Origin of the sequence: Nonomuraea sp. NPDC049695, from assembly GCF_040674955.1 — a bacterium.
GTDB classification, from domain to species: domain Bacteria; phylum Actinomycetota; class Actinomycetes; order Streptosporangiales; family Streptosporangiaceae; genus Nonomuraea; species Nonomuraea helvata.
The window spans coordinates 1-12,921 of the sequence record NZ_JBFANV010000032.1; the positions used below are offsets into that span (position 1 = coordinate 1).

General features: G+C 70.6%; 9 protein-coding genes. 8 read left to right on the forward strand and 1 reads right to left on the reverse strand.

The window, feature by feature from the left end; all coding sequences use genetic code 11:
• The 6 genes from AB0J64_RS26220 to AB0J64_RS26245 all read left to right on the forward strand — a co-directional run.
• Nucleotides 1–397: CBM35 domain-containing protein (locus AB0J64_RS26220; protein ID WP_364031835.1), on the forward strand; the 397-nt coding region annotated here is incomplete at its 5' end.
• Entirely contained in the window at nt 394–2,283 is a 1,890-nt protein-coding gene (locus AB0J64_RS26225; RefSeq protein WP_364031838.1) for a glycosyl hydrolase family 28 protein, read from the forward strand. The genes AB0J64_RS26220 and AB0J64_RS26225, both read left to right, overlap by 4 nt.
• Nucleotides 2,280–4,259 carry a glycosyl hydrolase family 28 protein gene (locus AB0J64_RS26230; protein ID WP_364031841.1) on the forward strand — a complete coding sequence of 660 codons (1,980 nt, stop codon included), beginning with the start codon at nt 2,280–2,282 and terminating at the stop codon, nt 4,257–4,259. The genes AB0J64_RS26225 and AB0J64_RS26230 overlap by 4 nt, the downstream gene beginning before the upstream one ends.
• Before the next feature lie 10 nt (nt 4,260–4,269).
• A complete protein-coding gene (locus AB0J64_RS26235; protein WP_364031844.1) occupies nt 4,270–6,402 on the forward strand; it encodes a discoidin domain-containing protein in 2,133 nt (710 codons plus the stop codon).
• A complete protein-coding gene (locus AB0J64_RS26240) occupies nt 6,399–8,123 on the forward strand; it encodes a carbohydrate-binding protein (RefSeq protein WP_364031846.1) in 1,725 nt (574 codons plus the stop codon). The genes AB0J64_RS26235 and AB0J64_RS26240 overlap by 4 nt, the downstream gene beginning before the upstream one ends.
• Before the next feature lie 15 nt (nt 8,124–8,138).
• Entirely contained in the window at nt 8,139–9,908 is a 1,770-nt protein-coding gene (locus tag AB0J64_RS26245; RefSeq protein WP_364031849.1) for a CBM35 domain-containing protein, read from the forward strand.
• 52 nt (nt 9,909–9,960) lie between these two features.
• Here the strand turns inward: AB0J64_RS26245 and AB0J64_RS26250 are convergent, their stop codons facing one another.
• Nucleotides 9,961–10,569 (reverse strand): TetR/AcrR family transcriptional regulator, encoded by a 609-nt coding sequence (locus tag AB0J64_RS26250; RefSeq protein ID WP_364031852.1) that lies wholly within the window; start codon nt 10,567–10,569, stop codon nt 9,961–9,963.
• Nucleotides 10,570–10,717: 148 nt separating this feature from the next.
• Between AB0J64_RS26250 and AB0J64_RS26255 the strand changes: the two genes are divergently transcribed.
• A complete protein-coding gene (locus tag AB0J64_RS26255; RefSeq protein WP_364031855.1) occupies nt 10,718–11,575 on the forward strand; it encodes an alpha/beta hydrolase in 858 nt (285 codons plus the stop codon).
• Between the two features lie 44 nt (nt 11,576–11,619).
• Entirely contained in the window at nt 11,620–12,921 is a 1,302-nt protein-coding gene (locus tag AB0J64_RS26260) for a M28 family peptidase (RefSeq protein ID WP_364031857.1), read from the forward strand.

A 12,921-nucleotide genomic window follows, 5' to 3' on the forward strand; every position in this document is an offset into this window, starting at 1 on the left:
GGTGCAGGCCGTCGCCACCCGGCTGGAGGCGGAGAACGCCACGATCTCGCAGGGCGTCGTCGAGTCCAACCACGCCGGGTTCTCCGGCACCGGGTTCGTCAACTCCGACAACGTGGCCGGCGCCTACGTGGAGTGGCGGCACGACGCCGCCGCGGCCGGCCCCGTCACGCTCGCCGTCCGCTACGCCAACGGCACGAGCACGGACCGCCCCGCTGACCTGGCCGTCAACGGCCGGGTGGTGGCCTCCGGCCTGTCCTTCCCCGGCACCGGCGCCTGGACCTCGTGGACCTCCCGGAGCGTGGTCGCCGACCTCGCCGCCGGCGCCAACACCATCCGCCTCACCGCCACCACGGCGGGCGGCTGCCCCAATCTCGACTACCTGGAGGTGCTCCAATGACGATCTCCCGTCGCGACCTCCTCAAGGCCGGAGGCGTGGCGGGCGGCGCCCTGCTCGCGTCCTCCGCCATGGCCCGCGCGGCGAGCGGGTCCACGCACGCCGGGCCGGTCGCCGTGGGCGGACCCGCGAACACCGGGCCGGTCGCCGCCGGCGGGCCCGCGAACGCCGAGCCCGTCGCCGCGGGCGCGGCGGGCTCGGCCGCCTCGCCCTGGGATCGCGTGCCCGAGATCCTGTCGAGGATCGTCCCGCCGTCCTTCCCCGACCGCGCCTTCCCCATCACCTCCTACGGCGCCGTCGGCGACGGCAGCACCGACTGCACGGCCGCGTTCCGCGACGCCATCGCCGCGTGCGCCGCGGCGGGCGGCGGCCGGGTGGTGGTGCCGTCCGGGACGTTCCGCACCGGCAAGATCCACCTGCTGTCGAACGTCAACCTCCAGGTGAACGGCACCATCAGGTTCCGCACGGACCCGGGCTCGTACCTGCCGACCGTGCTCACCCGCTGGGAGGGGATCGAGTGCTACAACTACTCGCCCTTCATCTACGCCAACGGCCAGACCAACATCGCGATCACGGGGACCGGCACCATCGACGGCAACGCGCCCGCCGGTGACTGGTCGTCGTGGGGAAGCGGCGGCGCGGACCGCGACCAGCTCCGCGAGTGGGGCGCGAACGACCATCCGGTGGCGCAGCGCCAGTTCGGTGACGGCCACAAGCTGCGGCCCAACCTGATCGGCCTCTACAACTGCACCGCGGTGCTCGTCGAAGGCGTCAACCTGCGCAACCCGGCGATGTGGACCCTCCACCCGGTCTACTGCACGAACGTCACCGTCAGGAACGTCACCTTCTACTCGACCAACTCCCAGGGCGACGGCTGCGACCCCGACTCGTGCACCGACGTGCTGATCACCGGCTGCAGGTTCAACACCAACGACGACTGCGTCCCCGTCAAGTCGGGCCGCGACCGCGACGGCCGCCGCGTCGGCCGGCCCTCGCAGAACATCGTGGTCCAGAACTGCAAGTTCAGCGGCCGATGGGGCGGCGTGACCATCGGCAGCGAGATGTCGGGCGGGGTCCGGGACGTGTTCGCCGAGGACTGCGAGTGCAACGCGCCCGACTTCCCCGGCCGCTACCCGGTCAAGTACGCCCTCTACGTCAAGACCAGCTTCAACCGCGGCGGCTACGTGGACGGCGTCCACCTGCGCCGCATCACCGGCCACGACCTGGAGCGCAGCGCACTCTACGTCACGCTCAACTACGAGACGTCGGGCTCCCTGCCGCCGGTCGTCCAGAACTTCACCGCCGACGGGCTCACCATCGACGGCGCGGCGCAGGCGTACGACCTGGACGGCCGCTCGACGGACCACATCAAGAACGTCACGATCTCCAACAGCACGTTCACCGGCATCACGACGGCCACGCCCACCGCGTCGAACGTCGACAACCTGGTGCTGTCCGGCGTCTTCGTCAACGGAAAGGACATCTCCACCACCCAGCCGCCGGCCGGGACGCGCTACGAGGCCGAGGACGCCGTGATCTCGCAGGGCGCCGTCGAGTCCAACCACGCCGGCTACTCCGGCACCGGGTTCGTCAACTCCGACAACGTGGCCGGCGCGTACGTCGAGTTCGCGGTGAGCGCGGCGGCGGCCGGCAGCAGGCCCCTCACCATCAGGTACGCCAACGGCACGAGCACCAACCGGCCCTTCGCGGTCACCGTCAACGGGACCGCCGTCGGCTCCGCCGTCAACGCGCCCGGCACCGGCGCCTGGACGACCTGGACGTCCGCCTCCGTCACCGTGCCCCTCGTCTCCGGCACCAACACCGTCCGGCTCACCGCCACCACGTCCGGCGGCCTGCCCAACCTCGACTACGTGGAGATCCAGCCATGATCGCCCTTCGCCGAGCCCTGGCGGCGTGCGCCGCGGCCCTGCTCGGCCTGTCATCCCAGCCCGCGAGCGCGGCCTCCGGACCCGGATCGGCGTCTCGGACCGCGGGCGTGCTCGCGGAGTTCAACGTGCGCGACTACGGCGCCACCGGCAACGGTTCCACCAACGACGACGACGCCATCGACCGCGCCATCAACGCCGCGAGCGCCGCCCCCGGCGGCACCGTGGTCTTCCCCTCCGGCCGCTACCGGGCCCGTACGATCCACCTGAAGTCGCACGTCACGCTCAGGCTCGACGCCGGCTCCACCCTCCTGGCGGCGAGCAGCGGCATGGACGCGCCCGAGTCCAACGCGAACGACGACTACCAGGACTACGGCCACAGCCACTTCCACAACTCGCTCATGTGGGGCAGCGGCATCAGCGACTTCCACATCACCGGCACCGGCACGATCGACGGCGACGGCAACCTGATCACCGGCAACCCGGACTCCGGCGAGGCCGACAAGGCGCTCACGCTCACCGAGTGCTCCGACATCAGCCTGACCGGGGTCACGTTCCGGCGCGGCGGCCACTTCGGCGCGCTGATCAACGGCTGCCACGACATCACGATCGACAACCTGAAGACGGTCTACGCCAGCAGCGGCGTGCGCGACGGCATCAACCTGATCAACAGCTGGAACGTCACCGTCACCAACAGCCGCATCGAGGCGAGCGACGACGCCCTGGTGTTCAAGAGCGACTACGCCCTCGGCCACACCTACACCAGCCAGAACGTCCGCGTTCGCGACACCACCGTCTACTCGCACGAGAACAACGCGCTGCAGTTCGGCTCGGAGACCTGCGGGAGCTTCCGCGACTTCCGGTTCGAGAACATCACCGTGCTGGGCGCCGGCAAGGCCGGCATCGGCATCGTCTCCATGGACGGCGCGGTCATCGAGGACGTCCACTACGACAACGTGACGCTCACCAAGACCACGTCGCCCTTCTTCTTCAAGATCGGTGAGCGGAAGCGCTGCCCCGGCTCGCCGCCCGCCGGACGGATCCGGAACATCACGATCTCGAACGTCACCGGGACCGACCTGACCGCGCCCGTGGTCACCAGCACGGTCGGCGCGTCCGACTACACCAGCACGCTGACCGGCACGCCGTCCGTGGACCTCGGCCCCGGCATCACGTTCCAGAACGTGGACCTCACGGTCCCCGGCGGCCACCCCGCCTCGGAGGCGAGCAGGGTGCCGGGCGAGTACCTCACCACGTACCCGCCGCGCGACTACGGTGCGCGCCCCTCGTACGGCTACTGGATCCGGCACGCCACCGGCATCACGCTCAACGGCGAGACCAGGTTCGACGAGAACGACAACCGGCCGTACGTCATCGCCGACGACGCCTCCGACGTTCAGCTGAACGGCGTCGTCGCGCAACGCGGCAGTGGCAGCGCGTACGACGCCGGGTTCAGCGGCGTCAACGGCTACGCCGTGCGCGACAGCGCCGACACCTCGGGCGGCGCGCTGCGGGTGCGGGCCACCAACTCCACGCCCATCGGGGAGGACCCGGTCAGCCTGTACGCCGAGGCGGAGTCCGGCACGATCACCGCGCCGATGCAGACGGCGGCCGACACCACCGCGTCCGGCGGCTCGTACGTGAGCGTGGCCGCGGGCAACAACAGCAAGTCCAGCGCGCCCGCCACCGGCTGGGCCACGCTCGCGTTCGACCTCCCGCGCGGCGGCACCTTCGCCGTCTGGGCCCGGGTGATCGCCGCCAACGACGGAGACGACTCGTTCTGGGTGCGCTCCGGCACAGGAACGTGGAGCAACTGGAACAACATCCCGATCGGCACCTCCTGGCACTGGGCCAAGCTGCCCATCACGTACGACCTGGCGGCCGGAGCACGCACGATCACCTTCGCCTACCGAGAGGACGGCGCCCGGCTGGATCGGGTGGCCATCTCCAGCGACCCCGCGTTCACCCCTGGATCCTAGGAGACGCACCATGAAACGCACGGCGACGCTCGCCGTCTTAGCGCTCCTGCTCGGCCTCCTCACCGCCGTTCCGGCCCGGGCCGACCTGCAGCACCCGCGCCAGGCGTTCCTGCGCAACTCGATCGCCGGGCTCTTCCTCCACTGGGGCGAGCGGACCTCGCCGCAGCACACCAGTTGCAGCGCGTGGGAGGCCGACGTCACCAACGGCGGCTGGAGCGCCTCCTACTGGGTGAACGAGGCCAAGAAGCTGCACGCCCAGTACATCGTGCTGGCCACCTTCCACAGCAGGCTCGGGTACGCCCGGCCGTACCCGAGCGAGATCCCCGGCTCCTGCCGCACCACGCGGGACTTCCTCGGGGAGCTGATCGACGCCGCGGACGCGCAGGGACTGAAGGTCATCAACTACATGACCGACGACCCGCAGTGGCACAACGAGGGGCTCAGCTCCGGCGACTGGCTCAACTCCTCGGCCTTCTCCAGCTACGTCGGCCACAGCGTGGACCTGACCACCCGCGACGGGTTCGGCGAGTTCAGCTACCTGCAGTTCTTCGAGCAGATGAAGCGCTACCCGAAGCTGGCCGGGTTCTGGATCGACAACGACAACGCCTACTGGGAGCGCAACGACCTCTACGCCAAGATCTACCAGCAGCGCCCCGACATGACGATCTCGAACAACAACGAAGACACGCCGATCATGGACATGATCAGCAACGAGCAGAAGACCGGCATGACGCCGTCGTACGACTACCCGCAGGCGATCTACACGGCGCTGCCGCGGCTGATCGAGGCCGACTTCAAGCTGCCCACCGGCGGGCCCTGGTGGTACGGCGGCTCCGACCAGGCCGTGGACCGCAAGCTCACGCTCGGCCGGCTCATCACGAACGCCGGCTCGTCGGTCAAGGCGCTCATGGCCGAGACCGCCATGGTCAACGGCCGCTTCCCCGCCCAGCAGGCCGACTTCAACAACTTCGCGAACACCTACCTCTCGGCCATCTGGGAGTCGCTCGGCGGCACCGAGGGCGGCGGCTACATGTTCGGCGGGCTCAAGCCGGGCTTCTGGAACAACGGCGCGCACGGCGTGACCACGGTCGCCAAGAACGACCCCGACCGGCACTACGTCCACGTGCTCACGCCGCCGTCCGGCAGCACGCTGTCGCTGCGGGACAACGGCTACCGGATCACCTCGGTGACGAACCTGCGCACCGGCGCGCCCGTCACGTTCACCCAGTCGGGCGGCACGCTGACGCTGAGCGGGATCGGCAGCTGGGACACGTACGACACGGTCTTCAAGGTGATCTCGAGCGGCCGCCAGGGGATCTACACCGGCGTCACGCTCTCGGCGAGCTCGTCCACCAGCGGCCACGGCGCGTCGGCGGCGGGCGACGGCGACTATCTGACCTACTGGGACAGCAACGCCGCCGAGCCCGCGCGGCTCACCTTCGACCTGGGCTCGGCCAAGCGCATCCAGTACCTCGCCGTCAACCAGCGGGAGGACTCCACCGTCTACCCGTCGTCCGGCTCCGCGCGGATCTCCGACTACCAGGTGCACGTCAGCGACGACGGCTCGAACTGGGGGAGCGCGGTCAAGACCGGGACCGTCCCGAACGCGCGCGGCGTGCAGTTCATCGACCTGAGCGCCGTCACCGCCCGTTATGTCCGGCTCAGCAAGACCGGGCACCACGGCGTCGCCCGCTGGCGGGTGGACGAGGCGTGGGTCGGCGGCCAGTACGCGGGCGGCAGTGCCCCGTCCGGCACCCGCTACGAGGCCGAGAACGCGACGATCTCGCAGGGCGTCGCCGAGTCCAACCACGCGGGGTACTCGGGGACGGGATTCGTCAACGGCGACAACGTGGCCGGCTCGTACGTGGAGTTCTCCGTGAACGCGCCCGCGGCCGGAACCGCCACGATCGCGTTGCGTTACGCCAACGGGACGTCGACCAACCGGCCGTCGGCCATCGCCGTGAACGGCGGCGCCGCCCAGACCCGCGACTATGCCGGCACCGGTGACTGGACCACCTGGACGACCGACACGTTCACCGTCCCGCTCAATGCCGGGGCCAACACACTGCGGGTGACCGCGACGACGGACGGCGGCAACCCGAACCTCGACTACATCGACGTCACCACGGGAGGTGTCTCATGAAGGGCGCACGCTCGGGACGTGCGAAAGGCGCGCTCGCGGCCGTGGCGCTCGTCGCCGCGTGCCTGGCCGTCCCCGCCGGCGCCGCTCCGGCCGCCGCCTCGGACAACGGGCTGTCGATCAGGCCCGCGATGGGCTGGAGCAGCTGGAGCTTCGTCCGCCGCTGGCCCGACGAGACCAAGATGAAGGCGCAGGCGGACGCGCTGGTCAGCAGCGGCCTGGCCGACAAGGGCTACGTCTACGTCAACCTCGACGACTTCTACCAGAAGTGCGACTCCAACGGCTTCGTCGTCGACAACTACGGCCGCTGGGCGGTCGACACCGCCAAGTTCCCGTCCGGGATCAAGGCGCTGGCCGACTACGTGCACGCCAAGGGGCTGAAGTTCGGCTTCTACGTCACCCCCGGCATCGCGAAGAACGCCGTCACCGCCAACAAGCCCATCGAGGGCACGTCGTACCACGCGCAGGACATTGCGGACACGACGCAGACGCACAAGAACTACAACTGCAAGAACATGTACCGGCTCAAGTACTCCCACCCGGGCGCGCAGGCGTTCATCAACTCGTGGGCCAACCAGATGGCCTCGTGGGGCGTGGACTACCTCAAGATCGACGGCGTGGACGCGACCACGGTCGCCGACGTGGAGGCGTGGGACAAGGCGCTGCGCCAGACCGGCCGGCCGATCAACTTCGCGCTCTCCAACAACCTGCCGATCGCCCAGGCCACCACCTGGAAGCGGCTGGCCAACAGCTGGCGCACCCAGGGCGACGTCGAGTGCTACTGCGGCTCGGGGCCGAACGGCAGCGGCTACCCGCTGACCGACTGGTCGCACGTCGTGAGCCGGTTCAACTCGGCCGCCTCCTGGCAGCAGTACGCCGGCCCCGGGGGGTGGAACGACTACGACTCGCTGCAGATCGGCAACGGCGACCAGGTCGGGCTCACCGCCGACCAGCGCCGCTCGCACATGACGCACTGGGCGATGGCCGCGAGCCCGCTGCTGCTCGGCACCGACCTGACCGCGCTCACCTCGGTCGACCTGGCGATGCTGAAGAACGACCGGCTCATCGCGGTCAACCAGGACGGCGTCGCCGCGCAGCGCGTCGTCAACAGCGGCGTCAACCAGGTGTGGCGCAAGCGGGAGTCGAACGGCGACTACATCGTCGCGCTCTACAACACCGGCACGTCGGGCAACTCCACGGTGAGCGTCACCTGGTCACAGGTGGGCTTCAGCGGACCGGCCGCGGTCACGAACCTGTGGTCGGGCGCGTCGGAGGGCACCGTCAGCTCCTCCTACAGCGCCACGTTGCGGCCCGGCGAGACCCGCCTCATCCGGGTACGGCCCAACGCGGGGCAACGGTACGAGGCCGAGGACGCGACGATCTCGCAGGGCGCCGCCGAGTCCAACCACGCGGGCTACTCCGGGACGGGCTTCGTCAACGGCGACAACGTGGTGGGCTCGTACGTGGAGTTCACGGTGAACGCCGCCTCGGCCGGAACCGCCACACTCACCCTGCGTTACGCCAACGGAACGTCGACCAACCGCCCGATGACCATCGACGTCAACGGCACCACCACCACGCGGGACTTCCCCGGCACCGGCGACTGGGACACCTGGGCGGACGCCACGTTCACCGTGTCCCTGCAGGCCGGCGCCAACACCGTCCGAGCCACCGCCACCACCGCCAACGGCGGCCCCAACGTCGACTACCTCGACCTCTCCTGACCGGAAGGAGCGCCCATGCACCCCCCACGTCTGCGCTTACCCGCTTTCGCGCGCTTACGCCCCCTGATCGTCCTGGCCGCCGCCTGCCTCGCCGTCACAGCGCTGGTCGCACTGCCCGCCCGGGCCGCGACCGTCCGCTACGAGGCCGAGAACGCGACGATCTCGCAGGGCGTCGTCGAGTCCAACCACGCCGGGTTCTCCGGCACCGGCTTCGTCAACAGCGACAACGCCTCCGGCCCGTACACGGAGTGGACGGTCAACGCGCCTGCGGCGGGCACCGCCACGCTGGCCATCCGCTTCGCCAACGGCACGACCAGCGCCCGCACCGCGGACGTCTCGGTGAACGGCACGGTCGTCTCGGCCGGCCGCTCGTTCGCCACCACCGGGGCCTGGACCACGTGGGCCACCTCGACCCTCACCGCGACGCTCAACGCGGGCGACAACACCATCCGCCTCACGGCCGCGAACTCGGGCGGTAACCCCAACCTCGACTACCTCGAGGTCACCGTGGCCGACGCGCCCGCGACCGAGTACCAGGCGGAGGCCGCCACGCTGTCACAGGCCGCGGTGGCGACCAACCACACCGGATACACCGGCTCCGGCTTCGTCGACTACGTCAACACGACCGGCGGCTACATCGAGTGGACGGTCAACGTGGCCGACTCCGGTTCGCACACGCTCACCCTGCGTTACGCCAACGGGACGTCGACCAACCGCCCGATGAGCATCGACGTCAACGGCACGGTCACCACGCGCGACTTCCCCGCCACCGCCAACTGGGACACCTGGGCGGACGCCCAGATCACCGCCACGCTGAACGCCGGCGTCAACACCGTCCGCGCGACCGCCACCACCGCCAACGGCGGCCCCAACGTGGACCGGCTCTCGGTCAGCGGCCCCGGCGGCCCCGACGGGCAGGCGCCGACCGTGCCCGTGAGCGTCCGCGTCACCGGCACCTCGGCCTCCAGCATCTCGCTGGCCTGGACCGACTCCTCCGACAACGTGGCCGTCACCGGCTACCGCGTCTACGAGGGGACGACCGTGGTCACCACGACGCCGACCGCCGGCGCCACGATCGGCGGGCTCACCGCCGGGTCCACGCACACGTACACGGTCACCGCGTTCGACGCGGCCGGCAACGAGTCGGGGCACAGCACCGCGGTCAGCGGCACGACCGGCGGTGGCGGCGGCACCGGCCCGACGGCCGACCAGCTCCTGGCGAAGGTGACGTCGTGCAGCCAGATCTCCAACGGCAAGTACAAGACGGACTCCGACGTGAGCTCGGCGACGGTCGCGGTCTGCCAGAAGACCGGCGCGGTGTTCTGGAAGGGCGACATGGACATCGACTGCGACGGAGTCCGCACGTCGCAGTGCAACGAGGACACCGACTGCTGCTTCCAGGCCGACACGTTCTGCCACACCAGCGGCGACTCGCCGCTCAACGCGGCGCAGCTCGCGTACATGGTGGTGCCCAGCTCCAGCTCCATCTGGGACTACCGGACCAAGGGCATCGGCTGCGGCACCGTGGTGGCGATCGTCTACAACGGGCAGGTGGAGTACGCGGTGATGGGTGACACGGGGCCGAGCGGCATCATCGGCGAGGCCTCCTACCGGACGGCCGCGGACCTGGGCATCAACCCCGACCCCAGCAACGGCGGCACCGACACCGGCGTCACCTACATCGTCTTCACCGGCTCCGACACCAAGGTCCAGACCATCGAGAACCACTCCCAGGCGGTGACCCTGGGCCGCACGCTGGCCCAGCGCTTCCTCGACCAGAACTGACCGGCTTGTCTCGTGCGGCCCGCCGCTTCTCCCAGGGTGGGCCGCACGCCCTTCACAACACCCATTTTGTACGGCTGCGCACGGTGGGCCGGGCGGTGAGCAGCGTGACCATGTAGTCATGCAGGTCCTCGGCCCAGGACAGCAGGCCGGCGACCCTGCCCTCGCGTACCTCGGCCTCGACGAACGCCGTGACCCCGTACACGATGAGCCGCGCGGTCGTGGCGGACAGCGGTGGCAGCGCGGGGTCCGCCTTCCTGGCCCTGGCGGCCATGGCGGTGACCATGTCGATGAACGGGTGGTAGGCGCGGTCGCGCTGGGCCACCGCCCGCTCGCCCGCGCGCGGCAGCTCCACGAAGTAAGCCTGCGCGTAGGCCGGGCGCTCCTGCCACCAGCGTAGATACGCCCGCAGCCCGCGCAGGTTCGCGACCCGCCAGTCGTCCGGCGAGGCGGCGGCCGTGCGGATCTCCTCGATCAGCTCCGGCAGGTCGCGTTCGCACAGGGCAAGGAAGCAGCCCTCCTTGTCGGCGAACTGCTGGTAGAAGGCGTTGCGTGAGACCCGGGCCGCCGCGATCACGTCGGGCACGGTCGTGGCGGCGTAGCCGCGCCGCGCCACCAGCTGCAGCATCGCCTCGATCAGCCGCTCCCGCTGCGAGCTCCGCACGGTCTCCGGCGAGAGCCCGTGACGCCCCCGGGGGAGCGGCTCAGCGATCGGAACTTCGTTCTGTTGATCCCTTGACATCGCTCACCGATCGTACTTCGCTTCGGTTAGGAGACGTTCATGTCTCCAAACCCTTCCCCGCGAGGTGACCATGGAACACATCACTCGGCGGCGCGCGCTCCGAACGGGCATCGCGGGCCTCCTGGCGGCGGGCGTCCTGTCCCGTACGACGTCCGCGGAGGCGGCGAGCGCCGTCGAGTCGCACTTCGCGGCCCGCGGCCCGCACGCGGTCGCGACCGGCACCTCCGGCGGCCACCGGCTCTACTACCCCGCCGACCTGGGCGCGGGCGGATTCGCGCACCCGATCGTCACCTGGGGCAACGGCACCAACGCCACCCCCGACAACTACCCCGGCGTGCTCAACCAGCTCGCCTCCTGGGGCTTCGCCGTCGTCGCCTCGACCGACACCACCACGGGCACCGGAGCCGAGATCCTGGCAGCCGCACAGCACCTCGTCGGGCTCAACTCGGACTCCGGCAGCGTCTTCGCCGGTAAGCTCGACGTGACCAGGGTCGCGGCGGTGGGCCACTCCCAGGGCGCGGGCGGCTCGGTCAACGCCACCAACCACTCCGCCGGGCTGATCACGACGGTCGTGCCGATCGCGCTGCCCGCCCAGGTCTGGGTCGGCGCGGGGGACGAGTTCTCCGTCGCGGCGCTGACCTGCCCCGTGCTCTTCCTCAGCGGCGCGAACGACTGGCTCATCTCCTCGGCCGCCGCCGTCCAGGGCTACTACGACCAGGTGCCAGGCGCGGCGGGCAAGGCGCTGCTCAAGGGCGCGGGCCACAACGACATCCAGAACGGCGGCGGCGGCTTCCTCGGCTACCTGACCGCCTGGCTCATGTACCGGTTACGCGACGACGCGCTCGCCCGCGGCGCCTTCGCGGGCTCCGCACCCGAGCTGCCCACCAACACCGCCTGGCAGAACCAGGCACTCAAGAACCTCAGCTAAGGGCCGTCCACCGCGGGGGGCGTGTCGCCAGGGAAGGTGGGGCGATGATTCCGAGTGCAGCTGAGATGGTCGCGTGGATTCAGGCCATCACCGAGCGGGGCATCAGGCGCCCCGGTTATCCGGCCGACGACTGGGCCGCCGCGTGGGCCGCCGAGCGTTTCGAGGAGTTCGGGCTGGAGGGTGTGCGGCTGGCGCCCGTCGAGCTGCCGTACTGGAAGCCGGTCAGGGCCACCCTCGCGGTGGAGGGCGGGCCCGGGTTCGAGGCGTTCGCGCTGCCGTACACGCGGGCGAAGGCCCAGGTGCGGGCGCCGCTGAGCAGGGAGGTCGCGCCGGGGGCGATCGTGGTGGCCGAGACGGCGTTCACGGAGCTGCCGCAGTCGTACGTCAGGGACCTGGCGACCGCCTGGCACGACCCTGAAGGCGTGTTCGACTCGCTCACGCAGGTGCTGCCGTTCCAACTCGACTACCTGGACGTGCTGCACGGCGCGATGCGGGACGGCGCGGCGGGGTTCGCGGGCGGGCTGACCGGCGTGCCGTGGGAGACCCGCGACTACTACGCCCCCTACGACGCCCAGCCCAGGGACATCCCGGCCGTGTGGCTGTCCGGTCGCGACGCCCGGCAGGTGCTCGCGCTGATGGACGAGGGGCCGCGCACCGGCGTGCTCACCGTCGAGGCGGAGACCGGCCCCGCCGTCTCGCACAACGTCATCGGGACCCTGCCGGGCGCGTCGGACCAGTGGGTGATCGTCGGCTCGCACCACGACGCGCCCTGGGCGTCGGCCGTCGAGGACGCCACCGGCGTCGCGCTCGTGCTGGCCGCCGCCCGCCACTGGGCCTCCGTGCCCGCCCGCGAGCGCCCACACAACCTGGTCTTCCTGCTCACCGCCGGTCACATGGCGCTGGCCGCCGGTACGAGGGCGTTCATCGAGGAGAACCGGGCCATGCTCCCGGACGTCGTGCTCCAGCTCCACCTGGAGCACGCCGCACTCCGATGTGTCGGCGTGGACGGCGAACTGGTGCCGACCGGCGATCCGGAGCCGCGCTGGTGGTTCACCTCCAGGCGGCCCCAGCTGGAGAGGCTCGTCCACGAGGCGCTGGTCGCCGAGGACCTGCGGCGCTCGTTCGTGCTCCCGCCCGACGTGTTCTCCCCGATGCCGCCGACCGACGGCGCCTACTTCCACCCGGAGGGCGTGCCGCTGGTGCACTTCCTGTCCGCGCCGATGTACCTGTTCGACTCCGCCGACACCCTGGACAAGGTGGACGTGGCGGGGCTGGAGCCGCTGGCCCGCGCCGCCGTCAGGATCGTCGAGGGCACCGCGGGCTGGAGCGCCCGCGAGCCCTCATGA

Bases quoted from the DNA above. Each gene is read 5' to 3' on its own strand.
- AB0J64_RS26235 (WP_364031844.1), top strand. From the start codon at position 4,270: ATGAAACGCACGGCGACGCTCGCCGTCTTAGCGCTCCTGCTCGGCCTC.
- AB0J64_RS26225 (WP_364031838.1), top strand. From the start codon at position 394: ATGACGATCTCCCGTCGCGACCTCCTCAAGGCCGGAGGCGTGGCGGGC.
- AB0J64_RS26245 (WP_364031849.1), top strand. From the start codon at position 8,139: ATGCACCCCCCACGTCTGCGCTTACCCGCTTTCGCGCGCTTACGCCCC.
- AB0J64_RS26230 (WP_364031841.1), top strand. From the start codon at position 2,280: ATGATCGCCCTTCGCCGAGCCCTGGCGGCGTGCGCCGCGGCCCTGCTC.
- AB0J64_RS26260 (WP_364031857.1), top strand. From the start codon at position 11,620: ATGATTCCGAGTGCAGCTGAGATGGTCGCGTGGATTCAGGCCATCACC.
- AB0J64_RS26255 (WP_364031855.1), top strand. From the start codon at position 10,718: ATGGAACACATCACTCGGCGGCGCGCGCTCCGAACGGGCATCGCGGGC.
- AB0J64_RS26240 (WP_364031846.1), top strand. From the start codon at position 6,399: ATGAAGGGCGCACGCTCGGGACGTGCGAAAGGCGCGCTCGCGGCCGTG.